Raw genomic sequence first — 24,673 nt, 5'->3', positions numbered from 1 at the left:
CCGAATCGCCACTCACGACCACCCCGGCCCGGCCGCCTCCCTCCGCCGGAAGTCCGTGAAGGCCTCCTTCCCTACCTTGAGCGTAGGGAAGGAGGCCTTCACGGACCTGGACCCCGCACAACGAGTGGGTGGGCGGGGGACGCGCGTGCAATGAACGGGCCGTTCCTTGCAAATTTTGCAAGGAACGGCCCGTTCATAGCGTCCGGAGCGCCGGCCGGCAGCCGGGAGACAGGAGCGGAGTGCGGCAGGCAGGCCGGCTACTCGGCGACCTCCTCGATCGCCGAGGTCCCGCGTGAACCGTGGCTCCCGTATCGCTCCCACACCTCGTTCAGCCGGATCCGCCCGTCCGGCAGGAACTCCGGCGTGTTCGTGCTGTGTCCCGAGACGACCTGTCCGCTGGCCAGCACCATCGTGTAGGCCATGTCGATCGTCCCGTCCTCGCCGCATTTCCCGGTCAGCGAGCCGAGCCGGACGCCACCGCCGGTCAGTTCGGCCCAGACGAGGTCGTCCTTCTGCCGGTACAGCGTCACCGGCGCGTTCGGGTCGGCGCTGACCTTGCGGAACCGTTTCCCGTCGTAGTTGATCATCCGTTCTGCTCCGTCCGAGTCGGGAACCAGAGGTCGTCCGCGGTGAGGTCCGCGAGGTCGTACTTGCCGAGCGCGCTGGTGAGCAGCCTCAGTTCGAGGTCGAGGCATCGCACCAGCCGCACGAGTCCTTCGGACGCGTCTTCGTCGACGGCCAGCAGCGCTGCCCGGCCGAGGCCGACGGCGGACGCGCCCATGGCGAGGCATTTCAGCGCCCGGCCGCCTTCCCAGATCCGGCCGGACACCAGCAGCGACGCGTCGTGTTTCCCGATCCGGCGCAGGCATTCCACCAGCGGCAGGCCGACCTGGTCGAGGAACACCGACGGCGCCCAGCCGGTGCCGCCTTCGGCACCGTCCACGGTGACGGCGTCCGCTCCCGCGGCCCAGGCGACCTCGGCCGCTTCGGCGACGTCCCGGCCGGGGTGCAGTTTCACCCAGGCGCGGGCCCGCGGGTAGTTGTTGCGCATCAGGTGGATCTGCTGGCGCAGGATCTCCCCGGTGAACGTGCCGGGGCTGCTGGAGCGCAGCACCATGGCGGTGTCCGTGCCGAAGGTTTCGTCCACTGTGTACTGTTCGGCGACCTCGCCGGCGGCCGTGCGCGAGAGTACGGTCATCCCGCCGAGACCCGGTTTGGCGCCCTGCCCGACCTTGAGCTCGAACGCGAGCCGCCCGCTCTCCAGCAGTTTCGTCGCGGACGGGTCGCTGTAGACGAGGTTCCACACCTCGGCGTCGGCGTCCTCGGTGCTCTGCTGCACGACGACGCCACCGAGTCCGTCCGGCACGGCACCGGCGTACGCGCGGATCCGGCCGAGCAGGCCGTCCTCGGCGCTTTCGCCCATCCGGCCGTATCCGTGCATGGGCACGACGTTCTCGCCGATCACCATCGGCATCCCGAGCCTGCCCGCCTGTTCGCTCGCGGCGATCCCGAGACCGCTGCCCGCCACCTGCGTGGATCCGAAGGCGCACAGGAACACCGGCGACGGCGAGACGAAGCCGCCCAGGACCGTCCGCAGCCCGACATCGCCGTAGACCGGTTCGCGCGCGAGGTCGAACATCTTCTCCAGACGCCGCGGGACGAACACCGGCGGCACGATCCGCGCGCGGTCGAGTTCATCGGTACCCGAGTCGACGTCCGCGCCGAACAACGAACGCCCGTATCCCCCGACGTCGGGGAAGATCGCCGCGCTGCCTTCACGCGCCCGGGCGCGGATCGCGTCTTCGGGAAGCTGCCGTGCGGTGATCACGGCGTCGCGATCCCGGGCAGCTTCGGGTACGCGTTGGCCTGCCAGACCGCGTCCAGCCCGGCGAGGTACCGCGTCACCCGCTCCAGTCCCATGCCGAACCCGGCGCTCGCCGGCAGGCCTTCGCGCGCGAGCTCGAGGTACCAGGCGTACTTCGCCGGGTTCTCCCCCGTCTCCCGCATCCGCTCGATGAGCCGCCGGTACTCGTGCGTGCGCTCACCGCCACTGCACAGCTCGCCGTACCCGTCCGAGGCGACCAGGTCGAAGTTCCGCAGCACGCCCGGTTCGGTGCTCGATTCGCCGTCGGTGAACCCGCGCGACCCCTTGGGATAGTCGACGATGAAGAACGGCCGGTTCGTCTGCTCGGAGATGATCCGCTCGCCCTGCCAGTCGATCTCCGCGTCGGCGCTCTGCCCGTGCAGCAGTCCCTGCAGCCGCGACACCGCCTCGCGATGCGTCATCCGCTCGAAGTCCTCTTCCAGCAGCGGAGTGAACGCGTTCTGATCCCGCCCCAGGGCGGCCAGGTCCATTTTGGACTCTCGTAGCGTGTACGTGACCACGTGGCGGAGCAGACCCTGTGCGAGGTCGAGGACGTCCTCACGGCTCGCCCGCGCGACCTCGACGTCGATCTGCGTGAACTCGACCAGGTGACGTCCGGTGGTCGAGGTCTCCAACGGCTCCAGCCGCACGTTCGGGGCGACGTAGAAGATCTTGTCGAACGCGAGCAGCGAAGCCTGCTTGTACAGGATGACACTGGTCATCATCTTGTACTTGTGCCCGTAGTAGTCGACGTCGACCTGTTTGGCGCCACGGCATCCCGGGTCGGTGACCGGCCCGATCAGCGGCGGCTGCAGTTCGACGAACCCGTTCATGCCGAGGTACTCGCGGGTGCCCGCGGTGATGCTGTTCTGGATGCGCAACGCCGCCTGCGTCACCGGTGACGTCAGGTGCTCGCGGGTTCCCGGCGGCAGTGCCGCGCCCGGTGTTCCGGTCATCATCTACTCCCCTGAATTAGTTGCACGGTCTCGATTCCGGGCATCCCGAACCGGTCGTCGAACGACCGCTCGACGTACCGGAGCGCGTCCAGCAGGTCGCCCGACGTCATCCGCCGGTCCGCGGGCAGGTCGACGAGATCCCTCAGCGGCATCGCGCCGATCCGCTGCCATTCCAGGCGCCCGCTGGGGTCCAGCCTGCCCCGCGCGCGGCCGGCGTTGTCCGGGTGCAGGCAGAACGGGACGTCCAGCTGCCCCCGCGCGAACGCGGTGACCAGCGCGCGGCCGAGATCGCCGTCGAGCGAGAGGACGTTGTCCACCAACGCCTTCGCCTGCGCGTGGATCCCGGTGTCGCCGAGGTGCCCGATCCGCGAGACGCCCTTGGCGGCGCCGGCGGCGTGTTCGAGGGCGGTCACGTTCTCCGCCACGGTCGGCAGCCGGTGCGCTTCGGCGGTGGTCTTGACGATCAGCCTGCTCGCGCCGGTGCGGGCGGCCAGCCGCGCGGACTCCGCGATCAGCGCGAGCGCGCCGCCGGGGGTCCTCGGGTAGACGCCCATGTAGCCGTAGATCACCACATGCGTCCGCGCATGCGGTACGTACTCCCTGATGAGGGCGTGCAGCGCGGCGACGGCCTCCTCGTCCTGGCCGGCGTGCGTCTGCTGCGCGTAGCTGAAGGAGATGCAGCGGACGCCGTGCCGCCAGAAGAACATCCCCTCCAGCACGCTGAGCGCGACCAGGAGCGCGGGCGGGCACAGCTGCCCCATCATGCAGCCGCCGAACGTCTCCAGATGCGGCTCCAGCCACGGACTTCTGGCCTCCGCCAGCGTTTCGCAGCACCGACGCCAGTTGTCGACGGCCGCCGAAAGCGGCATCCGGCTGTAGGGCAGGCAGTACGAGACGGGTCCGCCCTCGGTCGCGTGCAGGCCGAAGTCCAGCAGCGTCCGCACGATCCGGCGGGGGTCCGCCGAACCGTGCCGGATCTGCACCGGGAAGTCCCTGGCGAGCACGCCGTCGAGCAACGCCGTCGTCGTCGCGGGGTCGTGGTCGACGAGCGGGTACCCGTTGAGGTCGGCATCGGCGGCCAGCGCCTTCCGCGCCGCCTCGTGGTCGCCGACCCGGGTGTAGCTGTCGATCGTGATGGTGCCGACCGTCGCGGCCCGCGCCGCCCTGGTCGCCAGCAGCCCCCGGGTCATCCGTTCCGGATCGGCGAACCCCATCCGGGGCTGGACGACCAGGTCCCCCTGGGCGTGGTGGCGCGAGACCACCTCGCCGAACGAAAGTCCCCGTCGCGGGGCGAGCACGCTCATCCGGCACCCAGCGGGACACCGGTACGCACGGCCAGGGTGTGGATGAACGTCCGGAACGGGCTCAGCCCGCCGGAGTCCTCGAACACCGCGTCGAAACCGGCCTCCACCAGCCGCGCGGCGTTGCTCCCGCCGATGACGTCGAGCTTCCCCCCGATGACGACCGGCATCGTGACCAGCGCCGGATGCGCCCGGAAGGTGTCCATCAGCCGGACCCCGTCCTGGCAGCCGTGCCCGTTGAGGCTGCTGATCACCACCAGGTCCGGACGGCGGACGGCGCATTCGCCCACGATCGTCGCGTCCGGGACGCAGGCGCCGAGATTGGTCACCCGGCAGCCCAGTTCCTCCAGCAACAGCTCCAGGTACACCAGGTTCCAGGTGTGCGCGTCGGACGAGAGCCCGGTGACGATCACGTCGAGTCCGGCGTCCGGGAGGGCGGGCTGGACGGCTTCGATGCTCATGGCGCGGCTTTCTCCCTCTCCTCACCGTCCGGCCGCACGTCGATCTCGATCAGCGCGACCGCCTCTTCGGCCAGGCGCAAGGCCTTCGCCGGGCTGTCCGCCGTCACCATCAGATCGCCGACGCGGTCCCACGAGCTCTTCAGCCCGTCGAACCGGTCACCGGCCGAAACACCGACGTCGCACATGAACACGCCCTCGGCTTGCGACGCCTTCTCGACGCCGCGCACGTCCTCGATGACGCCGGGCTCGATGGACAGGAACCGCACGGCGGCCCCTCCTTCGGCCTTGCGCGGCAACGTGTCCATGACCGGCTCGTCCTTCATCACCGCGAAGTAGGCGCGGTTGAGCTCCACCGGGTAGGCGCGCTGGATCAGCTCGATGATGCCGTCGCCCGCGAACCGGCCGGCGCATTCGACCAGGTACGGGACGCCGTCCGAGACGATCCATTCACAGTGGACGATCCCGGTCCGGAACCCGGCCGCGCCGGTGAGCCGCCGCGTCTCCTCGTTCAGCAGCGTGGTCAGCTCGTCCGGGATGTCGGCGGGGACGATATGCGCGAGTTCCACCGGACGCGGCCCGGGGAACAGCCGTTTGCCGGTGACGTTGGCGAACAGCGGTTCGCCGTCCCGCAGCAGCATTTCGACGCTGTACTCGTCGCCCTCCACGAACCGCTCGGCCAGCATCCGCAGGTCCATCGCGCGGTCCGGGACGAAGACGCCCTCGTCCTGTTCGGTGCAGTTCTCCCACGCCTGGTCGATCTCGGCGGCGTCGGTGATCACCTGCGTGCCCACCGACGCCTGCCGGTTCGCGGGCTTCAGCACGATCTTCCCCGGATGCTCCGCCAGGAACGCGCGGACGTCTTCGGGGCCTTCGACCCGCGCCGACTCCGGGTTCGCGATCCCCGCCGCCCGGCTGACCTGACGCAGCACCGCCTTGTCCCGCAGGATCTGCGCCGCGCCGAATCCCGCGCCGGGCAGCCCGTAGCGCTCGGCGAGCCGGGCCGCGAACGGTGTCGCGTACTCGGTCAGCGGCACCACCGCGGCCGGGTCCAGGTCGCGGTGCAGATGGTAGAACTCGTCGGCCTTGCCCGGGAGATGGAATTCCCACTCGATCAGCTCGCGCACCAGCGCCGAGCCGGCCACCGTCTCCCGTGCGTTGCGTTTGCGGACGACGTCGGGCTCCTCGACGAAGATCACCGTGCCGTCCTGCTGGAAGTCCTTGATGGACGAACCCAGCGCGGCGGCCACGAACCCGACCAGGACCACCGGGCGCGTCATGATTCGTCCTGGACGTAGTACCAGTTCTCCGGGTTGATCAGCCCGTACGGATTCAGCGGCGCGAATCCGCGCAGGTTCCCGGCGACCTCGAACAGCCGCCGCGGGAACGTCGGCATGAAGATCACCGGGGCCTGGTCGGCGATGTACTCCTGGTACTCGTACAGCGCTTCGAGGGAGTCCGTGGTGACGGTCTTCGCGATGAGCTCGTCCGCCCTGGCGTCGCGGTAGTTGCTGAAGTTGCAGGCCGCGCCGCTCTGGAAGAGGTTCTCGCCGGTCGGGTAGTTGTAGACCCAGCCGCCGCCCCAGCAGGACAGCTCCCACATCCGTTTCTCACCCGGCCCGTCCTCCGCCACCAGGACCGAACCCATCACCTCTTCCAGGCGGATCTCGATGCCGGCCTTGCTCGCGTCGTCCCGGAACTGCGCCATGAGCCGCGCCAGCGACGGACGCCCTTCCCAGTAACGCAGGGAGAAGCTCAGCTCGGTCCCGGCCGGGATACCTTCGCCCGCCTCACCGGGGCCGGTGCCGGGCCGGACGCAGACCGCGGGGGAAGCGCTGACGTCCCACCCGTTCTCGGCCAGCAGCGTCCGCGCCTTCTCCAGGTCGAACGGCCAGAAACCACCGCGTTCGGTGATCTTCGGCGACACGAGGTCGCTCTTGGGCAGCACCGGGATCGACCCGGTCTGGCTCCAGCCGTAGCCCTGGTAGACCTCGCGGGCGCCGTACTCCTGGTCGAAACAGCTCTGCAGCGCCTGCCGGACGTACGGCTGCCCGATCAGCTTGCCGGCGACCGTCGGGTTGCTGAAGTTCACCGCCATGAAGTTGATGTTGAACAGGATCTGCGGCTCCAGCTGGAAGCCGTCCCCCAGCGGGTTCGGCCCGCCCTTGGTCGGGTCGCCGTCCGGCTGGACGCCCATCCCCGGCGGGAGGAAGCCGACCTGGACGTCGCCCGACTTCAGCAGTTCGTACTGCTGCTCGTCCGACGTCGTCGAGACCTGGCGCAGTTCGTCGAGATGCGGCGGGTTCGGGCCGCTGTAGTGCTCGTTCGGGACGAAGGTGATGACGCCTTCCTCCGTGTAGCTCTTCAGCCGCCACGGCCCGTTCACCACACTCCACACAGGACTGGCCGCCCAGCGCGTGCGATGGCTGTTGTCCTCGGCGACCGGGTCGCCGTTCTCCGCCATCAGGAACTCGTAGACGGCTTCGGCCTGATCGATGTCGTGCGTGGCGTCGGCGGGACCGTCCGCGGTGCGGTCCCACGCCTTCGGCATCGGTGTGATCATGGTGAGCTGGTTCAGCAGCACCCAGTTCTTCGAGTACGCCTTGTCGAAGGTGAAACTCACCTTGTCGTCGGCGACCTTCTCGAACGACACCAGGTTGTCCGGGAAGTACCCCTCGGAGTAGGCACCGAACTTCGGCCCCTTCACCTTCAGCATGTTCATCCAGAAGATGACGTTGTCCGCGTTGACCGTCTCGCCGTTGGACCACTTCCACGGTTTGATCCGGACGGTGCAGGTGCGGCCGGTCTCGTCCCACACCGGCTCTTCGCCGACGCTGAGGTCGTAGTCGATCTCCGGCGCGCCGTCCCGGCCCAGCCAGTAGAGCGGCCGGTACATCAGCATCTGGAATTCGTAGAGGTTCCGCACGCCGAAGCGCTCGCCCGGGGTGAACGGGAAGATCACCGCGGGCGGGAACCCGGGCAGGCAGGCCCAGGTCGCCACGCCGCCCTTGATCGGCTTGTCCGTCATGGCTTTCGTTTCCTCCGTAGTGGGCCGCGCTCAGGCGGCGGTCGCCTCGAGAACCTCGACGGGCTGCTTCTTTTCCTGCGCCGAAAGCGGTTTCGCCAGACTGAAGTAAGTGCCGATCACGATCGCGCCCTGCAGGATCGCCAGACCCCAGAAGGCGTAGGGCACGCTGAACGCGTCCGCCAGCGTGGACAGGCCGACCGTCGCGCCGACGCCGAGCCCGAGGCCGACCGCTTGCGTGCCACCGAAGATCCGGCCGACCCGCTCCTCCGGGCTCGCCCGCATCAGCAGCGTCCGGGCGGCGATCCGGCCCTGCGCGAAGCAGAAGCCCGCGAACGGGATGGCCGCCATCAACGCGATGTAGTGCAGTGGCTGGATGGCCAGGCAGATCAGGTTCCCGAGGGTGCCGAGCACGGCGAGATGGATGCCCTTGAACCGTTTGCTGACCTTGCCGTACATCGCGGCGCCGACGATGAACCCGACACCGGCCAGCGCGTCGACCACGCCGATCATCCACGCGCCCTGGCCGAACGTCTGCAGGATCAGCGTCGTCAGGATGACGTTGGCGACCATCAGGCCGATGTTCCCGTTGGCGTACAGCAGCGCGAGCCGCTTGATCGGCTGGCGCACCGGGGCCTCGACCGGCGCCGACGGGTCGATCACCGTCTCCTCGACCACCGGCGCCTTGGCCGGCTTGCGGCCGATCGCGTAGACGAGGACGGCCGAGACGATGAAGGTCAGCGAGTTGAAGATGAACAGCGGCGTCGCGCCGAACCAGATCACCAGGAAGCCGGCCAGCGACGATGCCAGCAGCATGCCGGCGTTGCTCGCCATCTCGAAGTGCGAGTTGAACTTCCCGAGTCGCTCGTCTCGGATCCGTTCCTTGATCAACCCGTTGCTGGCCGGCATGAACAGCGCCGCGGTGCAGGCGAGCATGAAGTTCGCTATGTAGGACCCCAGGTTCGCGGGGCCGCCGATCCACAGCCAGACCGGCAGGGCGAACGCGGTCATCGCGCTGACCAGGTCCGCGGCCACGCACAGCATCCGCCGGTCGACCTTGTCGACCAGCTTGCCGAACAGCAGCGCGAGCGCGACCTGCGGGATCGACACCGCGATGAACAGCCAGCCCACGGCCAGGGTGGTCTGCTCGGCGTGGAAGACCAGGATCGCCGCGGCGGTGATCTGGAACGCGTTGCCCGCCGTGGTGACGAACCCGGCCGGGACCAGCAGGCGTTCGGCGAGCCGGGAACTCCGGACCGCGTCGGCGGAGAGGGTGGTGTCGGGTGACATGGGGTCTCAGACCTCGCTCGTCGGGGAGAATTCCAGTGGTGGCACGGCGAACGCCGTGGTGTGCGTGACGTCGTGGGCGGCCGCGGTGATCCGGAGGTCGAACCCGCCGGCCCGCGCGGCGCGTTCGGTGACGTCGATCAGGATCGGCGACGCGCAGCCGATCAGCGCACGCGTTTCGAGGAAGAGGTCACCCAGCCTGCCGCGGAGCACCTCCTGGTCGAGGTTGCCCTCCAGGGTGCGTTCGGTCTCGGCCCGCAGGCGTTCGACGTGCTGCACCACCAGATCGGCGGCCCGGCTGAGGCTGAAGTCCTCGAGTTCGTAGTTGAGCGCGAACCGCGACACCATCGCCGCCGCGCGTTCCGTGGCCTCCGTCGACACGGGCAGCCGGTCGGCCTCGCCGCCGACCTCCGCGGTCAGCTTCGCGAGCGTCTCGGCGAGCTCGTTCCAGGGCGTGACCAGCCGCTCCCTCGCGATCTTCTCCAGCGCGGCGCGGCTGAAGTTGGTCCGGGCGAACTCGGGCGCGGTGAGGTTGAGGTAGAGCCGCGCGATGTCACGCGGCACCTCGGCCGCGAGATCGCGGGCCCAGACCACGTGTCCCTTGCTGGTGGAGAACTTCTCGTTCTCCAGTTCGTAGAACTCGTTGACCAGCAACGTGTCCGGGAGGACGTAACGGCCTTCGAGGGCCATCAGCTCCGCGACGTGGACGACGCCCCAGGTGAACAACGGGTCGAAGCCCATGAACACCACGACCCGAGCGTCGTTCTGCGCGAGCCACGCGTCGTCGTCGGCGACCACGGGCTTTCCGTTGCGGCGCAGGGCGTACTCGGTGCAGTACATCGAGGCGGGCATACCCTCGACCCACGCGTTGAGCCGCTGACCCGGCGTCTGGAGGAACGGCGCCGGCAGTCCCCATTTCACCGGGTACGTGATCGCGAAGTCGGGCAACGGCCCGGCCAGCAGTTCCCGCATCAGCCCGAGCACATGCGGCCGCCACGCCGGACCGCGCTCCTCGTAGTAGGCGAGGAGCTGCTCGCGGTACTCGGAGACGGGGAAGACCATGATCTCGGTCTCGCGGTAGGTCACCTCGTGGGCCGGGTCGAGTACCGAGTACGGCTCGATGAGCGCGTCGAAGTCGATCGGATGTCCGCAGCCCTCACAGAACCCGCCGCGGCTGTCGGCGAGACAGGTCGGGCAGCGTCCGCCGACGAAGCCCTCGACCAGGAACTCGCCCTTGTTCTCGTCGTAGGGCAGCCGCACCTTGCGAAGGCGAAGCTTTCCCTTGTCGTACAGCCGTTTGACGTAGTCGTGGACGAGTGCCTTGTAGCCGTCGTCGGTCGGAGAGAAGCCGTCGACGTCGACGCCCATCGCCTCGAACGTGCGCTGGATGGCGCCGGTCGACTGCTCCACCAGCGCGGGCGGCGTCGTCCCGACCCGCGCCGCGCTGGTGACGAGATAGGTCTGGCTGTCGTCGGTGCAGGAGGCGAAGACACCCTCCCGGCCGGCCGCACGCAGGTAGCGCCGGTGGACGTCGGCGCCGAGGTACGGGCCGGCGATATGCCCGATGTGCAGGTCCCCGTTGGACGTCGGGGGGCCGCCGATGATCACCACCGGCCTCGTGTCGGGTGACGCGGTCACGCCTTCTCCTCGTGCCGGGCGGCGAACTTCGCCGACATGTCCGTGTCCCACCAGATCGCGTACATCTCGAAGTCTTCGGCGCCGTCGTTGAGGATGCGGTGCTCGGTGCCGGGCTTGTGGTACTCGATGTCACCGGGTTTGAACGCGCGCCGCTCTCCCCCGGTCTCCACGACCGCCTCGCCGCTGACGGCGATGAAGATCTCGTACTCGTGGTGGGAATGCGCACCCGTCGCGCCGTGCGCGGGCACCGTGACCCAGGCGCCTTCGAACGGCGCGTTCAGCGCCGTCCACGGCAGGAGCCGCTGCCCGAAGGCACCGTTCTCGAAGACCATCTTCTCCCGCTCCAGCGGACGGATCTCCATGACTGTCTCTTCCTTTCCGATGCTCAGCGGGTGGCGACGATGGGAGCCGTGTCGGACGTAGGCTGCGGGGGCACCGAAGGCGTCTCGCCGCGATGGGCGAGGATGTCCTGCAGGATGTCGTTGGCGCGCGGGGCGAGGACGCTCAGCAGCGAGTCCGCGATGCCGTGCGTGGCCTCGTTGACGCCCTGCAGGTAGACCGCGGCGGTGGCGGGCTGGTCGATCTCCAGCCGGTAGTCGCGGGTCACCTTGATCTCCGCGAGACCGATCGACTTCGCGATCTCCTGGACCATGCGCGGCATCTCCGGCGAGAAGCCGGTGCCGAGCAGCACGAGGTCCGTGCGCAGTTCCTGGACCTCGCCGGTGCGGCGGTCGGTCAGTTCCAGTACGACCTCGTCGCCCTCGTCGCGGGCGTCGGTGATGTCGTTCATGGTGATCATCCGAAGCCGGGAGCGACCGGACAGGCGGTCCAGGTACACCGAGCGGTAGAGCGAGTCCATCGTGCCCGGCGCCAACCCGGAGTAGTTGGTGTGGTGCATCTCCTCGAGCATCTGCTCGCGGGCGTCCGGCAGCGCGTCGAAGAACTTGTCCACATGGGACGGGAAGAACAGCTCGTTGTTGAACTTGCTGCTCTCGTAGTAGTTCAGCCCGATCGAACGCATCACCATGGTGGGCTTGCATTCGGGCAGGTCGTTCTGCACCGAGCAGAACAGTTCCGCCGCGCTCTGCCCGGCGCCGATCACCGCCACGCGGTACGGCAGGTCCTTGCGGAGCTTCGCGATCCGCGGCAGGTACTGCGTGCTGTGGATGACGCGGTCCTGGTTCACCGTCCGGAGCTGGTCCGGGATCCGGGCGTCACGGCCGGCGCCGACCACCAGGTACCGGCTGCGGATGGTCTCGCCGTCGGCGACCCGCGTGTCCCAGCCGGTGAGGGTGCCGTCCGTCCACACAGGAGTGATGTCGAGGCATTCCCGGCCGCGCTGCAGGTCCACCAGCGAAAGCGACTCGGCCGTCCACTTGAGATAGTCGGCGAGCTCGACCCGGTACGGCACGAAGCTGCCCATGTTCACGAACTCGTTGAGCCGGTTGGTGTCGTGCAGGTAGTTGAGGAACGAGAACCGGCTGCGCGGATTGCGCAGGGTCACCAGATCCTTGAGGAACGAGACCTGCGACAGCGCCTCCGGCAGGAGCATGCCCCGCTGCCAGGAGACCTCCTGGTCGCGCTCGATGAGGACCGAGTCACGGGCAAGGCCGGGTGCGAGCTCCTCCAGCGCCACGGCGAGTGCCAGATTGGACGGTCCTGCTCCGACTGCGAGAAGCTCGACATCACGGTTAGCCATAGTTTGCTCCGCCATCGTTGTGAGTGCTGGGAAAGTGTCCTGTGGTCCCGATGCGCCTTCAGCCACCGGAAGCCACCGAAGGCAGCAGGGGATGCGCGGTCAGCCGGACCTGGGCCATCGCCTTGTCCAGCATCACGTCACAGTCGTCGGGATCGCTGCCGGCGCAGATCACATACGCGTGGCGCGAGATGAACTCCGCCGGCGGCAACCGCATCCGGGAGCCGGGATCGACGAGCGCGTCGGCCGCGAGGATCCCGGTGCCCGGTGAGGAAAGCGGTACGGACACGGACTCGACGACGCAGTCCTGCTTCGGGTAGCCGAACCGCACGCCGACCCACCTGGGCTCGGCCTCGTAGGGGATGTGCGGGCGCATGCCGAGCGCGACGTCGACCGCGGCGGCACCCGGATCGACGCCGGTCGCGTACCGGGCCAGCAAGGGGATCAGGTCCCCGCCGAGCCGTCCGTTGATCTCCACGATCACCGGCCCGCGTCCGGTGAGCTTGAGTTCGGTGTGGGTGATGCCGTACCGGAAATCGATCGCGCTGTGCGCGCGGGCCAGCGTCGAGCGCAGCACCGGGTCGGCGAGCAGTTCGTCCTTCGAACTGACCAGATGGCCCAGTTCCTCGAAGTACGGGTGCATGCCGACCGTCTTGTGCGCCACGAACATCGGCGTGTACTCGCCGTCCACGACGGCGCCGTCCACGCTGATCTCGGGTCCGGTCAGGTACTCCTCGACCAGCGCCCCGCCCTTGTAGGCGGGAGAGCCGCCGAAGCTGGCGTCCTCCGCGGTCCGGAACGCGTCCCGCACGGCCCCGGCGTCCGCCGCGAGACTGACGCCGATGCTCGCCCCTCCCCCGCGCGGTTTGACGACGACCGGGTACCCGATCCGCTCGGCCACCCGGACCGCCTGGTCCTCGTCGTGCACGAACCCGAAGTCCGGCTGCGCGACCCCGGCCGCGGTGAGCGTCCGGCGGCTGAGCCACTTGTCGCGGCAGCCCTCGATCGCGGAGATCCCCGCGCCCGGCACACCGAGTTCGTCCGCGACGTGGGCCGCCGTCACGATCAGCGCTTCGTCCCACGACACCACGCCGAGTACCGGCGTCGTCGCGTCGAGCGCACGGGCCGCGGCCAGTACGGCGTCACGATCCTGCAGGTCCAGCACCGTGGCGCCGGTGATGTAGCGCTCCTGCCAGGTCGGTTCGGCCCCGTTGAACAGCCACAAGGGATGCCGGTGCCCGGCCGACGCCAACAGGTACTCCCGGTACGGCCGCATCCCGCAGCCGATGACCAGGACAACACCCTCCGCTGAGCTCATTCCCTCTCCCCACCAGCCCGTCGCTTCGTCGCGGGCTACTACATCCCGGGGATTGGTTGACCGGAACCCTTGATTCGGGCAGAACAATCAACGAGATGCGAGAGAGGGTGCGGGGTGCTATGGGTCGACCTGAGTCCACAAAGGACCGAACAGGTCAGAGAGCGGCCTCGTAGGCCTCCGCGAGACGTCGCAGCACGCCGGGCCCGTCCCCGGACGACGCCGGTTCGCCGAGGTGGACGACCCGCAGCTCGGCCATGAACTCCGCCCACAGCTCCGGCCCGCCCGCGGCGAGCAGTTCGGCCCGGACACGCAGGCGCTTCGTGGTCGGACGATGGTTCAGTCCCCACGAACCGAGCTGAGCGAACACGGGCACCAGCTGGATCGACGCCTCGGTCAGGCTGTACGCGGCCCGCTTGCCGGGGCCGGCGTCCTCGCGGGTCAGCAGCCCGGCCTTGACCAGCCGCTTCAGCCGGTCGGCCAGGATGTTCGAGGCGATGCCCTCTTCCGAACCGGCGAGCAGTTCCCGGAAGTAGCGACGCGTGCCGAACATGATGTCCCGCAGCACGAGCAGGCTCCAGCCGTCGCCGAACGCCTCGACCGCGGCGTTGATCGGGCAGCCCGAACGGGCGGTGTCCGCCATCCGTTTCACCTCCGGGAGAAGTGGTTGCAATCTACCACCGGGTTTTCTAGGGTGAGCGAACCGGTTGCGAATCGCAAGCAGTAGGAGGCGGGATGCTCGAACCACAGACCGCGAACGGGAAAGTGCTCTGGCACTTCACGATGTCGCTGGACGGCTTCGTCGCGGGCCCGGGCCACAGCATGGACTGGATGACGGGCACCACGTTCCGCCCGAGCCTGGTGGACGAGTACGCGAAGACCACCGGCGCCGTCCTCGGCGGCCGCGACGGCTGGGACGCTTACCCCGACCCCAGCGGCATCTACGGCGGCGCCTGGAAAGGCCCGCTCTTCGTGCTCACCCACCACCCCGAGGACGCGACACCCGTCGAAGGGGTCACCTTCCTGAACTGCGGCCCGGCCGAAGCGGTGCGGATCGGACTCGAGGCGGCGAACGGGAAGAACCTCGAAGTGTTCTCCCCGGACATCGGCCGCCAGCTGCTCGAACTGGGGTTGATCGACGAGATCGACCTGCACATCGCGCCCGTACTGCTCGGCGACGGCATCCGGCTGTACGACAACCCGGGCGGCACGCCGATCCGGCTGCACGGGCTCGGCGTGACCGACCCGTCCGGCTCGACCGACGTCCGCTTCAAGCCGGCTCCTTGAGCCTTCCTGTACTGGGGAAGGTGTGAAGGTCGAGTTTCTGCGGCTGAGCCGAGCGAAGGGGTCCTTCACGGACCACGGCCCCGCCCCGGCAACCGGCGGTAGCCGAAACACTCTTGGTCCTGACCCGAATCGCCAGTCACCACCACCCGGGCCGAGTCGGTACTTTCGCGTGACTGGGTGGACGGCATGTGTGATCGGACGGGCGACGCACGTGATCAGACGGACGACATTCGGCGACGGCCGAGTCCTACTCACGACCCGCTTGCCCAGCCGCTCTCCGGTGTTGCGAAAGCCACTTTCGCAACGTTGAAGGTTGCGAAAGTGGCTTTCGCAACACCCGCCACGCAGCCGGACGACCACCCCGAGAGTGTCCTTTATGCACAGTCGAGAATGTCAGGCCGCTACGAGCCAGACGCAAGAACGGGGCCTTCCTGTACTTCAGTTCCGGTTCCCGTACGACTGCTCGCACGGATACCCGTCGCGATCGGCGTCCCAGCTCAGCGGGCGCCCCGCGTTGATCCACGCGCTGAAGGCGTAGTCGAACGAGTACCCCTCGGAGAACAGGCGCTGACACGGGGTGAGACTCGGCGCCACGGGTGCCCGGGTCACGGTCACCCGCGGCTCCACCACGACGATCGAGGTCGGCGGTGGCGCCACGACGGCGGTGGTCGTAGACGGCGGCGGCGGCACGACCTCCCGCACCACCGTGATCGGTGTCCCGGCGGTCGTCGTTCCACAACCACCCAGTACCGCGACGAAAACGGCGGCACCCGCTGAAACCAGTAGTGCCGCGAATGTCCTGTCCATACCCTCGCCTTCCGGTGAAACCGCTGAACCCTCATAAGGACGGCGGTTTCACCGGTGGCATAACGGGTTTCGCGAGATCGGAGCCGCAAGTCCCCCGAAGTCAGGCGCTTCGGCACGGATCCGGTAGGGCCATAGTCCTCTGGTCAGGACTGGGTGACGTTCACCATCCACGAGATGCCGAACTTGTCGGTGCAGGCGCCGAATTCGTCGCCCCACATCTGCTTTTCGAACGGGACCGAAACGGTACCGTCGGCGGACAGTTTCTCCCAGTATCCGCGCAATTCCTCGCCGTCGTCACCACTGAGGCTGACGGAGAGGTTGGTCCCCGGTTTGTGTTCCATTCCCGGCGGCGTGTCCGACGCCATGATCGTGTAGCCGCCCGGGGAATCGAGCTGGCTGTGCATGATCTGGTCCTCCACACGCGACCCCGCCATACCGGACTCGCCGAACGTGTTCAGCGTCAGTTCTCCGCCGAACACCGATTTGTAGAACTCCATGGCCTGCCGGGCGTCGCCGGCGAAGCTGATGTAGGGATTGAGACGGGAAGCCACTGGACGCTCCTTCGGTTCGGGTCACGAGCATCCTGGCAGACACCACCGGACGCGACAACGACTGAACTACGGCCGGGTGAATTCCTTCGGGCAACGAAAATTCAACCCCGTTCACCGAATGCGGTGAGCAATTCTCCGAACACGCTCCAACAGCCCGAACGGGAACGACCACGCCCTGGGCGGCAAATGGACGGTCCCGCGTGACGGGATGGACGGCGCACATGTTCAGAGGGGAAGGCTCACCGCGCGGCCCGGCCCCGTTCCTGCCGTCCATCCCGTCACGCATGCCGTCCATCCCGTCACGCGTGCCGTCCATCCACTCACGCGAGACCACCGGCTCCAGCACGAGGGCCCTGATCCGCATGGACGATGAGGACCGTCCCGCCCTGTTCCAGGACATCGTGAACAGTTCCGGCCAACGATGCTCGCCCCGCCCGACCAGCGGCCGCTCCTCGTCTTGGCACGCACAAGTCGATAGCTACCGATTGACTTTCGATAGATAACCAGCGAACATCGATGCATGTTCACCGCGCAACGGGCGGTCGCGCCCCTCAGAGTGTTCCTCGTGCTGCTGTTCGGGGTCCTGGTCCTGTTCCAGGTCATGTCCCTGCCGGGGCAGTTCGCGCATATGGCCAGGCAGGACCCGGACATGGCATACCTGCGCTGGCCGGCGACGGCCGTGTCCGTCTTCTGGGTGCTCTGCGTCCAGGTCGTGGTCGTGGCCACCTGGCAACTGCTCACCCTGGTCAAGAAGGACCGGATCTTCACCCGGGCCTCGCTGGTCTGGGTCGACGCGATCGTGTGGGCGATCGTCGCCGGCTGGGTGGTGCTCGCGGGGGTGTTCCTCTACGTCGGCTTCAACGCCGACGACCCGGGCCTGCCGCTCCTGTTGTTCCTGGCGTTGATCGGCGTCGCCGTGCTGGGCCTCCTCATGATCGTGCTGCGCACGCTGTTGCGGCAGGCCACCACGCTGCGGTCCGACATGGAACAGGTGATCTGATGCCGATCGTCGTCCGCATCGACGTCGAACTGGCCAAACGCAAGATGAGCGTCGGCGAGTTCGCCGAACTGGTCGGGCTCACCCCGGCGAACGTGGCGGTGCTGAAGAACGGCCGCGCCAAGGCCGTCCGCTTCAGCACCTTGGAAGCCATGTGCCGGGTCCTCGACTGCCAGCCCGGGGACCTGCTCGAATGGGTCGAAGACGAGACTCGGTGAAGGGCAACCCAGTCCGATTGATGCCTCAAGGTGCAGTTCGTGGCCGGGGGGTCGTGAGTGATAAGTGTCGTTCTAACCCTCCTTATCACTCACGACCCCCTTCTGGAACGCATCGCGCCGCGCGAACCCGTCGATCAGCCGACCGACGGCCCCATCCCCAGCGACTGCGGGGTGCTGGAGTCCGGCGACGGCTGGTGCAATCCGCCGTCGAGGGGCCCGAATTCGGTCATCAGCGCCGCGCTCCCGCCCCACGGCGTCTGTTCCTCGGCGATCAGCGAGTTCGTCGTCAGCAACAGTCCCGCCACCGACGCCCCGTTCTGGATCGCCGAACGGCAGACCCGCAGCGGATCGACGACGCCCATCTCGATCATGTCGCCGTAGCGGTCGTGCAACGCGTCGAAGCCCTCGTCGTCGCCCAGTTCCCTGGTGCGGGCGACGATCTCGTGCGCGGGGTGGCCGGCGTTGAACGCGATGAGGTACGCGGGTTCGCACAACGACTGCCGCACGATCTCGGCGCCGATCGCGTGATCGCCTTCCAGCGCGAGGTCTTCCAACGCCTTCTCCGCGTGCACCAGTGCGGCGCCGCCGCCCGCCACGATCCCTTCGGCCATCGCGGCGCGGGTCGCCGAGAGGGCGTCTTCCACGCGGTGCTGGAGTTCCTTGAGTTCGGCCGGGGTGGCCGCGCCGACGTGGACCACGGCGACCTTGCCGGTCAGTGCGCCGATCCGTTCGGTCAGCACGTCCTCGTCGACGCCGAACTGCGCCCGCTCCAGTTCGGATCGCAACTGCCCGACCCGGAACTCGATGTCGTCCGCGGAGCCGGCGCCGCCCACGATGGTCGTCTTGTTCTCGGTCACCCGGACCTGCTTGGCGCGGCCCAGATGCTCCAGCGTCATGGTCTCCATCGAGAACCCGGACTGGCGCGAGAGCACCGCGCCGCCGACCACCGCGGCGAGGTCCTCCAGTTTGTGCAGCCGCCGGTCGCCGAATCCGGGCGCGCGGATCGCCACCGACTGGAACGTGCCGTTGACGTGGTTGTGCACCAGCATCGACAACGCGGTCCCCTCCACCGTCTCGCCGATCACCACGAGCGGTCTCGGTGCCCGCATGATCTTGTCCAGCAACGGCATCAACTGCTGCACCTGGGTGATCTTCTCGCTGCACATCAGGATGTACGGATCCTCCAGCACGGCCTCCAGCCGTCCCGGATCGGTGACCAGATACGGCGAGAGATACCCGTTGTCGAATTCGAAACCCTCCACGAAGTCGACGCTCATCCCGATGGACGCCGCCTCCTCGACGGTCACCACACCACCCTCGCCGACGGTGTGCAGCGCTTTCGCGATCACTTCACCGACGGCGTCGTCGTCGTTCGCGGAGATGGCGGCGACCCGCGCGTAGTCCTGTTCGGACACCACCGGATGGGCGTGCTTCTCCAGATGCTCGACCAGCAGGCCGACGGCGTGGTCGATACCGCGTTTGACCAGCACCGGGTTCCCGCCACGGCCGATGGCCTGCATCCCGGCGCGGATGATCGCCTGCGCCAGCACCGTCGCCGTGGTGGTGCCGTCGCCCACCACGTCGTTGGTCTTGATCGCCGCCTCCTTCACCAGTTGCGCGCCCATGTTCTCGAACTGGTTCTTGAGGTGGATCTCCCGCGCGATGGTCACGCCGTCGTTGGTCACCACGGGTGAACCGGTGATCTTCTCGATGATCACGTTGCGCCCCTTGGGACCGAGTGTCGATTTCACCGCCTCGGCGAGTTGGTCGACCCCCGAAAGGAGGAGGTCGCGGGCGTCCGAGCCGAAACGCAGTTCCTTGGCCATCGTGCGTGCTCCTCGATCGATGCGGCGGGTCAGGGGGTGAGGATCGCGCGGCCGCGGACCCGGCCGGCGTCGAGATCGGCGAGGGCGTCGAGCGCCGCCTCCAACGGATATTTCTTGGTGTGCAGGGTGACCCGTCCCGTCTGGGCGAGCACCATGAGTTCGACCAGGTCGTTGTAGGTGCCGACCAGGTTGCCGATCACGTTGCGCTCGGTGGAGATCAGGTCGATGGTCGGGATGTCGATGTCGCCGCCGTAGCCGATCACGAACTGCGATCCGGCCCGCCGCGTCATCGCGAACGCGTCCTGCTGCGCGCCCTGTTCGGCGACGAAGTCGAGGACGACCTCCGCGCCGTTGCCGCCGGTGAGATCGAGGACGGCCTCGACGTGTTTCCCATCGGCGAGCACGGTGTGGTCGGCACCGAGTTTCGCCGCCAGGTCAAGGGCTTCGGCGTTGCGGTCGACCACGACGACGGTGGCCGCGGTCAGCGCGCGCAGCGACTGGATACCGATATGCCCGAGCCCGCCTGCGCCGTTCACCACGCACACCGTGCCCGGAGGAAGCAACGGAACGGCCTTGCGTACGGCGTGATAGGCGGTGATCCCGGCGTCCGCGAGCGCGGCGACGTCCTCGGGCCGAGTCTCCGGGTCGAGTTTGATGCAGGCTCTGGCCGAGGTCAGCAGGTACTCGGCCATCCCGCCGTCACTGTCGATCCCGGGGAAGCTCCCGTTAGGACAGTGCATGTCGTCACCGGCGCGGCAGGCGTGGCACAGTCCGCAGGTCGGCGTCGGATGCAGGATGACCGTGTCGCCGACCTCCACATTGGACACGGACGAGCCGATCTCGTGCACCCAGCCCGCGTTCTCGTGCCCGATCGTGTAAGGCAGCGTGACCCCGGATTTCTCCGCCCACTGTTCCTCGATGATGTGCAGATCGGTGCGGCACACGCCGGCACCGCCGATCTTGACCACGACGTCGAACGGGCCGGTGGCGCGGGGTTCCGGGACCTCCTCGACGACGGGCTGCTTGTGGTACGAGTGCAGGCGGACCGCTTTCATCCCGTGTTCTCCTCTTCCTGGACTTGCGGGTACCGCACGCGCAGCATGCCGCGGCACACGCCGGAATTGGCCTCCATACTCGTCCGGGTGAGCCGGGCGAAGGCCAGATGCCGCTTCGCCTCCGACGGCGTGATCGGCAGCGCCGTCACCGGGTCGAGCAGTAACGCGTCCTCGTCACCGGCGGGCAGGCACAGTTCGGCCCGCCGCCGTCGCACCCTGTCGAGATCGGGACCGGCCGGGACGTCGCCCAAGGTGAGCCCGGGCAGCCGGGCGGCGTCGACGCCCTTGGCGAGCAACGCCCGGCATACCCGGTCGGTCCCGGCGAGGACGGCCTTGCGGACGAAATCGGTACGCAGACCGTCCAGCTCACCGGCCGCTTCCCCTTCGAACGACGCCACGAACCCTTCCCGCGCCGCCACCCCGCGATTGATGGCGTCGGCGGCGAAATGGTCGAGCAGTACCACTTCCACCGCGGTCACCTCGTCCACACCCGCCACCGCGTCGTAGGCGTCGGCGACCATGAGGAACGCGAAGTTGGGTGCGCAGAAGTACGTGGGCAGCCGCAGTTCCACCCGGGCCCGTCCCGCCGAGTCGACCTCGCACAGTGCCACGAATCCGAGGTCCGGCAGCGGTTCGTCCAGTTCCGGATCCCGGACGGCGCGCAGGGCGGACCAGACCGCCGCGGTGGCGGTGCGGTCCGCCGACACGGCGGTCATGGCTGTTGCACGCCGACCGGCTCGACCTCGGTCTCCTGGGCGAGCCGCAGCTCGGGCGGGACTTCGATGTCGTAGAGCCGGGCCGCGTTCAAGCCCAGGATCTTCTTCTTCTGCGCGACGGTGAGCGGGGCGAAGTCCGACAACTCGTCGTCCTCGGGCATGTTCCAGTCGACGAAGCCCTCGACCTGCCACTTCGGTTCCCAGATCGCGTAGTCGGCGCCGAAGATCAGCTTGTCCTCGCCGATCCAGAACATCAGCTCGCCCATCACCTTCGCGAAGAACTTCGGCCGGGCGTGCATCAGCCCGCCGACGACGACCGCGAGCCCCGCGTAGACGTTGCGTTCCTGCGTGGCCATGAAGCAGAAGTCCTCGATCCGAGGCAGACCGACGTGCTCCACGATGAAGTTCAGCCCCTGGAAGTTCGTCGCCACGTGGTCGATGTCGGAGACGTCGAAGGCGTCCTTGTCCAGCGGCCAGATCGTCGGTCCTTTGTGGACGTGGATGTTCTTGACGCCCAGTTCCTCGCACTTCTCCAGATATCGGGCGGCTTCCGGATCCTTCAGGCTCCAGCCGCGCGACTCGCCCCGCCACTCCGCCGTGTAGAGCTTGACGCCCTTGGCGCCGTAGCGCTTGACCCGTTCCTCGAACGCCTTCAGCCCTTCGTCGCCCTCACGCGGGTCGAACGTGGTGTTGACGAGGAACCTGCCGGGATACTTCTCGGCCAGCGCGCCGTCGACCTCGGTGGTGTTGAACCCGTTCTTGTACCACTGCCGCAGATTCGTCGGCTGGAAGATCGCCTTGTCGACGTGTCCCACTTCGAACAGGTCGTGCATCATCAGTTCTTCGGAGTACTTCTGGAACCGGTCGATCGGCCAGTGGGTCTCCTTCGGGCCGAGTCCCTGGTAGGCGTGGAAGCATTCGATCCAGCCCTTGGCGAACTCCTCCTGCCCCGCCACCCAGTTCTCCGGGCTGGCGTCCCAGAAATGGGTGTGGCTGTCGACGACGAAGTACTTCTCTCCGTCCTTTGTGTACATGAGCGTGCCTCCGGCTGGGTGGTGGGCGGGGCGTCAGCTGACGGGCTTGAGGTCGAAGTCGAGGTACTCGGCCGCGTCCTCCGGGTTGGCGAACATGATCGTGCGGTCGTCGAGGTGCACCATCCGGCCGTAGTGGGTGGACATGCTCTCCTCGAACTCGGCCGCGTTGAACCAGCCCTCCTCCTCGCCGGCGGCCTCGTCGACCTCGGCGTACACGAGGTCCATCCGGCCGGTGGCGTCGACTCGGATCATCGAAGGCAGTGGCGTGATCGTGACGTTCTCCAGGCTTCCCGCGACCTCCGCGATGATCGCCCCGACCTGGTTGTTCATCAGGGTGAACCCGCACATGTTGGACGCGGTGTTGTTGGCCTTGTACGGGCTTTCGGCCGTTTTGAAGATGGTCACTGGCCCAGCTCCTTCGGTGCTTTGAGACCCAGATCGGACAGGATGCCGACGAACCGGCTCTTCGCCCGGTCGAGGCCGTCTTCGAACCGGGTCGGTTTGGCGTCGGGCTGCGACCACAGCGGCTGCAGCGTGCGGGCGGCGGCGATGCACCGGGGAACCCAGTCCTGGAGCCAGCCCTGGAGGATCTCCTTGTTGGGGTCGGCGTACTGGCGGTCGTCGACGAGCAGGTCGAACATCTGCTTCGTGTAGCGGAGATCCCGCTCGGAGTAGTCGAATTCCTCGGCACCGACGAGGGTCGGGGTGACGAAGTCGCCGTTCGCCGGCGCGGCCTGCTGTACGAGGTTGCTGCGGAACAATTCGCCGACCAGCGGCTCGAACACGACGTTCGCGGCGAAGATCGCCTCGCACCAGTCCCAGATGCCGGTCAGCTGCTCGGCCGTCTCGCGTACGCCCTGCCACGCGGGATCGGAGTTCCACGTCTCCAGATGCGCGGAGCCGTCGAAACCCTCGATCTCCTCGGTGAGGGTGAGGTTGTACAGCGCCAGATCCTGCGCCGCGCGGATGCGGTGCATGCTGTTCACCGAGATCGCGTTGTTGTGCATGTTGGTGGGCGCGCGGCGGTTGGCGTTGGCGAACAGGTACAGCCCGAGACCGTGGTCGACGTGCATCCACGCCCCGACGTTCTTCGCCACGAAGTCGATCCAGTTGGGGTTCCACTGCTCGAAGGCCTTGGCCTGCCGCGCCGCGTCGACGTTCTGGTTGAGCTGGCGGACGACGTTCGCGTTGTACCGGTAGAGGGTCAGCTCCCATTCCTCGTTGGGGTCACGGAATTCGTGCCAGCCGTGCGCGGGCCAGTCGTAACCCTTGCCTCCCGAACCCGGGCCGCGTTCCGGTTCCGGCCGATCCGAACCCCATGCCTTGAGCGCCGTCCACTCGAGCGGGTAGCCGCCCTTGCCGTCGGCGAACGCGTACAGCCAGCCTTGGGAGAGGTAGTGCCGCGGATCTGGCTGGACCTCGACGGTGACATCCTCGTAGTGGCTCTGCTTGCGCTTGGCCGAGTGGTAGTAGTTGAACCGGCGCGCGTCCGAATCCGGGAACACCTTGGCTCCGGCCTCGGCGTCGGTGAAGACCGGCTTCGGCACACTGCGTTCTTCGGTGGCTGTCATGGGTTCATTCCTCACCGGTAGTGGTGAACTTGTCGTAGAAGACGCGTTTGTCCGCGACTCCGAGGGAAGGCAGCAACTCCAGAGCCGCCTCCACCATCGGCGGTGGCCCGCAGACATAGGCGTCGGCGCCGGCGAGATCGTGTCCGGCTCGCTTGAGCACGTCGGTGACGAACCCGGTCTCGCCGTCCCAGTCCTCGTCCCCGGATTCGGAAAGTGCCGGTATGTAGCGGAAATTCTTCAGTTTCCCGGCGAGTGCGGTCAGTTCTTCCTCGAAGCAGAGATCCTGGCGCCGCCGGGCTCCGTAGTAGAAGGCGGCCTTGCGGTCGATACCGCGTTCGGCCATCGTCCGCAGCAGGGCCAGGATGGGCGCCATCCCGGCCCCGCCGCCGACGAACACCACCTCGGCGCCCGGCGCGTCCCGGAGGGTGAACACGCCGAACGGGCCGGTGACCTCCAGCCGGTCGCCCGCTTCCACCTTGCTGTCGAGGAACTCCGAGAACAGGCCACCGGGGTAGATCTTGACGACGAACTCCAGCAACCCGTCCCGCGCGGAGGTGTTGGCCATGGAGAACGACCGCGTCTCGTCCGTGCCGGGGATCTTGAAGTCCAGGTACTGGCCGGGAAAGAACTTCAGGTCCGCCGGTTCGACCAGCCGGACGACGAGATGCCGCAGATCGTGGGTGACGTTCTCGTTCGAAACGACCTCCACCACCGCGTCGGTGATCGGCAGCCCGGACTGGATCATCTCCTCGTCGTAGTTGAGGAGTTCGATCGTGAGGTCTTCGTAGGCGTGTGCCCGGCACAGCAGGGTGAAGCCCTCTTCCTTTTCGTAGTCGGGCAGGGCGAAGGTCGAGTACCGGTCGTGTTCGACGTCGTCGCCGTCGAGGATGAAGGATTTGCAGGCCGCGCACTGCCCTTCCTTGCAGCCGTGCATGAGCATGACGCCCTGCTCGGCGGCGGCACGCAGGATCGTCTGGTCCTCGTCGACGTCGATCTCGATGCCGACCGGCTCGAACCGCACCCTGTGCTTTTCCATGGGCTCCTCGTCCGGGCGAGAATTGGTGGCGGGGA

The 24,673-nt window shown here is 67.8% G+C and carries 25 protein-coding genes; 3 read left to right on the top strand and 22 right to left on the bottom strand.

All coding sequences use genetic code 11. From position 1 onward, the window contains the following. Positions 1-257: 257 nt before the first annotated feature. From H5J31_RS06620 to H5J31_RS06560, 13 genes are all read right to left on the bottom strand, one after another. Positions 258-587, bottom strand: a complete 330-nt coding sequence (locus H5J31_RS06620; protein ID WP_181771570.1) for a hypothetical protein — start codon at positions 585-587, stop codon at positions 258-260. After that, positions 584-1,828 carry a glutamate synthase-related protein gene (locus tag H5J31_RS06615; protein ID WP_181771569.1) on the bottom strand — a complete coding sequence of 415 codons (1,245 nt, stop codon included), beginning with the start codon at positions 1,826-1,828 and terminating at the stop codon, positions 584-586. Before H5J31_RS06615 ends, H5J31_RS06620 begins: the two co-directional genes overlap by 4 nt. Then, positions 1,825-2,820, bottom strand: coding sequence for an asparagine synthetase A (locus tag H5J31_RS06610; protein ID WP_181771568.1), 996 nt, complete (start codon positions 2,818-2,820; stop codon positions 1,825-1,827). Before H5J31_RS06610 ends, H5J31_RS06615 begins: the two co-directional genes overlap by 4 nt. Then, positions 2,820-4,124, bottom strand: a complete 1,305-nt coding sequence (locus H5J31_RS06605; RefSeq protein WP_181771567.1) for a methylaspartate mutase — start codon at positions 4,122-4,124, stop codon at positions 2,820-2,822. Before H5J31_RS06605 ends, H5J31_RS06610 begins: the two co-directional genes overlap by 1 nt. Then, entirely contained in the window at positions 4,121-4,582 is a 462-nt protein-coding gene (locus H5J31_RS06600) for a cobalamin B12-binding domain-containing protein (protein ID WP_181771566.1), read from the bottom strand. Before H5J31_RS06600 ends, H5J31_RS06605 begins: the two co-directional genes overlap by 4 nt. Then, entirely contained in the window at positions 4,579-5,859 is a 1,281-nt protein-coding gene (locus H5J31_RS06595; RefSeq protein ID WP_181771565.1) for an ATP-grasp domain-containing protein, read from the bottom strand. The genes H5J31_RS06600 and H5J31_RS06595 overlap by 4 nt, the downstream gene beginning before the upstream one ends. Further along, positions 5,856-7,607, bottom strand: a complete 1,752-nt coding sequence (locus H5J31_RS06590) for an ABC transporter substrate-binding protein (RefSeq protein ID WP_181771564.1) — start codon at positions 7,605-7,607, stop codon at positions 5,856-5,858. Before H5J31_RS06590 ends, H5J31_RS06595 begins: the two co-directional genes overlap by 4 nt. A 30-nt stretch (positions 7,608-7,637) precedes the next feature. After that, positions 7,638-8,894: an MFS transporter gene (locus H5J31_RS06585; protein ID WP_181771563.1), complete on the bottom strand. Its 1,257-nt coding sequence runs from the start codon at positions 8,892-8,894 to the stop codon at positions 7,638-7,640. 6 nt (positions 8,895-8,900) lie between these two features. Continuing rightward, positions 8,901-10,529, bottom strand: coding sequence for a class I tRNA ligase family protein (locus tag H5J31_RS06580; protein ID WP_181771562.1), 1,629 nt, complete (start codon positions 10,527-10,529; stop codon positions 8,901-8,903). Then, positions 10,526-10,891 (bottom strand): cupin domain-containing protein, encoded by a 366-nt coding sequence (locus tag H5J31_RS06575; RefSeq protein WP_181771561.1) that lies wholly within the window; start codon positions 10,889-10,891, stop codon positions 10,526-10,528. The genes H5J31_RS06580 and H5J31_RS06575 overlap by 4 nt, the downstream gene beginning before the upstream one ends. 23 nt (positions 10,892-10,914) lie before the next feature. Then, entirely contained in the window at positions 10,915-12,228 is a 1,314-nt protein-coding gene (locus H5J31_RS06570; RefSeq protein WP_181771560.1) for a lysine N(6)-hydroxylase/L-ornithine N(5)-oxygenase family protein, read from the bottom strand. A gap of 58 nt (positions 12,229-12,286) precedes the next feature. Continuing rightward, complete coding sequence (locus H5J31_RS06565; protein WP_181771559.1) at positions 12,287-13,543, bottom strand: ATP-grasp domain-containing protein; 1,257 nt, start codon at positions 13,541-13,543, stop codon at positions 12,287-12,289. 154 nt (positions 13,544-13,697) lie between these two features. Further along, positions 13,698-14,183, bottom strand: a complete 486-nt coding sequence (locus H5J31_RS06560) for a winged helix-turn-helix transcriptional regulator (RefSeq protein ID WP_181771558.1) — start codon at positions 14,181-14,183, stop codon at positions 13,698-13,700. Positions 14,184-14,275: 92 nt separating this feature from the next. On the opposite strand from H5J31_RS06560, the gene H5J31_RS06555 reads away from it, so the two are divergent. Further along, entirely contained in the window at positions 14,276-14,827 is a 552-nt protein-coding gene (locus H5J31_RS06555; protein ID WP_181771557.1) for a dihydrofolate reductase family protein, read from the top strand. A 438-nt stretch (positions 14,828-15,265) separates the two neighbouring features. Here the strand turns inward: H5J31_RS06555 and H5J31_RS06550 are convergent, their stop codons facing one another. Both H5J31_RS06550 and H5J31_RS06545 read right to left on the bottom strand, forming a co-directional pair. Then, positions 15,266-15,634: a hypothetical protein gene (locus tag H5J31_RS06550; RefSeq protein WP_181771556.1), complete on the bottom strand. Its 369-nt coding sequence runs from the start codon at positions 15,632-15,634 to the stop codon at positions 15,266-15,268. Positions 15,635-15,777: 143 nt separating this feature from the next. Then, the gene (locus H5J31_RS06545) at positions 15,778-16,185 is read right to left on the bottom strand and encodes a VOC family protein (protein WP_181771555.1); all 408 of its coding nucleotides are present in this window, start codon (positions 16,183-16,185) and stop codon (positions 15,778-15,780) included. A 520-nt stretch (positions 16,186-16,705) separates the two neighbouring features. On the opposite strand from H5J31_RS06545, the gene H5J31_RS06540 reads away from it, so the two are divergent. Beyond that, positions 16,706-17,185, top strand: coding sequence for a DUF2975 domain-containing protein (locus tag H5J31_RS06540; protein WP_181771554.1), 480 nt, complete (start codon positions 16,706-16,708; stop codon positions 17,183-17,185). Continuing rightward, positions 17,185-17,400: a helix-turn-helix domain-containing protein gene (locus H5J31_RS06535; RefSeq protein WP_181771553.1), complete on the top strand. Its 216-nt coding sequence runs from the start codon at positions 17,185-17,187 to the stop codon at positions 17,398-17,400. The genes H5J31_RS06540 and H5J31_RS06535 overlap by 1 nt, the downstream gene beginning before the upstream one ends. A gap of 134 nt (positions 17,401-17,534) precedes the next feature. On the opposite strand, the gene groL is transcribed toward H5J31_RS06535, so the two are convergent. The 7 genes from groL to H5J31_RS06500 are packed head-to-tail and all read right to left on the bottom strand — an operon-like array spanning position 17,535 to position 24,638. Then, complete coding sequence (gene groL, locus H5J31_RS06530) at positions 17,535-19,226, bottom strand: chaperonin GroEL (RefSeq protein ID WP_181771552.1); 1,692 nt, start codon at positions 19,224-19,226, stop codon at positions 17,535-17,537. Between the two features lie 29 nt (positions 19,227-19,255). Next, positions 19,256-20,281 carry an NAD(P)-dependent alcohol dehydrogenase gene (locus H5J31_RS06525; protein WP_181771551.1) on the bottom strand — a complete coding sequence of 342 codons (1,026 nt, stop codon included), beginning with the start codon at positions 20,279-20,281 and terminating at the stop codon, positions 19,256-19,258. Further along, positions 20,278-20,997, bottom strand: a complete 720-nt coding sequence (locus H5J31_RS06520) for an iron-sulfur cluster assembly protein (protein WP_181771550.1) — start codon at positions 20,995-20,997, stop codon at positions 20,278-20,280. Before H5J31_RS06520 ends, H5J31_RS06525 begins: the two co-directional genes overlap by 4 nt. Further along, a complete protein-coding gene (locus H5J31_RS06515) occupies positions 20,994-22,031 on the bottom strand; it encodes an amidohydrolase family protein (protein ID WP_181771549.1) in 1,038 nt (345 codons plus the stop codon). The genes H5J31_RS06520 and H5J31_RS06515 overlap by 4 nt, the downstream gene beginning before the upstream one ends. 33 nt (positions 22,032-22,064) lie before the next feature. Continuing rightward, positions 22,065-22,436 (bottom strand): propane 2-monooxygenase effector subunit MimD, encoded by a 372-nt coding sequence (gene mimD, locus H5J31_RS06510; RefSeq protein ID WP_181771548.1) that lies wholly within the window; start codon positions 22,434-22,436, stop codon positions 22,065-22,067. Continuing rightward, positions 22,433-23,602, bottom strand: a complete 1,170-nt coding sequence (locus H5J31_RS06505; protein WP_181771547.1) for a ferritin family protein — start codon at positions 23,600-23,602, stop codon at positions 22,433-22,435. The genes mimD and H5J31_RS06505 overlap by 4 nt, the downstream gene beginning before the upstream one ends. A 4-nt stretch (positions 23,603-23,606) precedes the next feature. Further along, positions 23,607-24,638, bottom strand: a complete 1,032-nt coding sequence (locus H5J31_RS06500; protein WP_181771546.1) for an NADH:ubiquinone reductase (Na(+)-transporting) subunit F — start codon at positions 24,636-24,638, stop codon at positions 23,607-23,609. Positions 24,639-24,673: the final 35 nt, after the last annotated feature.

Origin of the sequence: Amycolatopsis pittospori, from assembly GCF_013870525.1 — a bacterium.
Taxonomy (GTDB): Bacteria; Actinomycetota; Actinomycetes; order Mycobacteriales; family Pseudonocardiaceae; genus Amycolatopsis; species Amycolatopsis pittospori.
This window is presented reverse-complemented; position numbering and strand designations above follow the sequence as displayed.

What these genes read in the sequence shown, in the direction of transcription:
- H5J31_RS06570 (WP_181771560.1), bottom strand. Translation starts at nt 12,228, where the DNA reads ATGGCTAACCGTGATGTCGAGCTTCTCGCAGTCGGAGCAGGACCGTCC.
- H5J31_RS06535 (WP_181771553.1), top strand. Translation starts at nt 17,185, where the DNA reads ATGCCGATCGTCGTCCGCATCGACGTCGAACTGGCCAAACGCAAGATG.
- groL (WP_181771552.1), bottom strand. Translation starts at nt 19,226, where the DNA reads ATGGCCAAGGAACTGCGTTTCGGCTCGGACGCCCGCGACCTCCTCCTT.
- H5J31_RS06560 (WP_181771558.1), bottom strand. Translation starts at nt 14,183, where the DNA reads ATGGCGGACACCGCCCGTTCGGGCTGCCCGATCAACGCCGCGGTCGAG.
- H5J31_RS06600 (WP_181771566.1), bottom strand. Translation starts at nt 4,582, where the DNA reads ATGAGCATCGAAGCCGTCCAGCCCGCCCTCCCGGACGCCGGACTCGAC.
- H5J31_RS06525 (WP_181771551.1), bottom strand. Translation starts at nt 20,281, where the DNA reads ATGAAAGCGGTCCGCCTGCACTCGTACCACAAGCAGCCCGTCGTCGAG.
- H5J31_RS06575 (WP_181771561.1), bottom strand. Translation starts at nt 10,891, where the DNA reads ATGGAGATCCGTCCGCTGGAGCGGGAGAAGATGGTCTTCGAGAACGGT.
- H5J31_RS06590 (WP_181771564.1), bottom strand. Translation starts at nt 7,607, where the DNA reads ATGACGGACAAGCCGATCAAGGGCGGCGTGGCGACCTGGGCCTGCCTG.
- H5J31_RS06565 (WP_181771559.1), bottom strand. Translation starts at nt 13,543, where the DNA reads ATGAGCTCAGCGGAGGGTGTTGTCCTGGTCATCGGCTGCGGGATGCGG.
- H5J31_RS06515 (WP_181771549.1), bottom strand. Translation starts at nt 22,031, where the DNA reads ATGTACACAAAGGACGGAGAGAAGTACTTCGTCGTCGACAGCCACACC.
- H5J31_RS06610 (WP_181771568.1), bottom strand. Translation starts at nt 2,820, where the DNA reads ATGACCGGAACACCGGGCGCGGCACTGCCGCCGGGAACCCGCGAGCAC.
- H5J31_RS06555 (WP_181771557.1), top strand. Translation starts at nt 14,276, where the DNA reads ATGCTCGAACCACAGACCGCGAACGGGAAAGTGCTCTGGCACTTCACG.
- H5J31_RS06505 (WP_181771547.1), bottom strand. Translation starts at nt 23,602, where the DNA reads ATGACAGCCACCGAAGAACGCAGTGTGCCGAAGCCGGTCTTCACCGAC.
- H5J31_RS06595 (WP_181771565.1), bottom strand. Translation starts at nt 5,859, where the DNA reads ATGACGCGCCCGGTGGTCCTGGTCGGGTTCGTGGCCGCCGCGCTGGGT.
- H5J31_RS06550 (WP_181771556.1), bottom strand. Translation starts at nt 15,634, where the DNA reads ATGGACAGGACATTCGCGGCACTACTGGTTTCAGCGGGTGCCGCCGTT.
- H5J31_RS06620 (WP_181771570.1), bottom strand. Translation starts at nt 587, where the DNA reads ATGATCAACTACGACGGGAAACGGTTCCGCAAGGTCAGCGCCGACCCG.
- H5J31_RS06500 (WP_181771546.1), bottom strand. Translation starts at nt 24,638, where the DNA reads ATGGAAAAGCACAGGGTGCGGTTCGAGCCGGTCGGCATCGAGATCGAC.
- H5J31_RS06605 (WP_181771567.1), bottom strand. Translation starts at nt 4,124, where the DNA reads ATGAGCGTGCTCGCCCCGCGACGGGGACTTTCGTTCGGCGAGGTGGTC.
- H5J31_RS06520 (WP_181771550.1), bottom strand. Translation starts at nt 20,997, where the DNA reads ATGACCGCCGTGTCGGCGGACCGCACCGCCACCGCGGCGGTCTGGTCC.
- H5J31_RS06585 (WP_181771563.1), bottom strand. Translation starts at nt 8,894, where the DNA reads ATGTCACCCGACACCACCCTCTCCGCCGACGCGGTCCGGAGTTCCCGG.
- H5J31_RS06540 (WP_181771554.1), top strand. Translation starts at nt 16,706, where the DNA reads ATGTTCACCGCGCAACGGGCGGTCGCGCCCCTCAGAGTGTTCCTCGTG.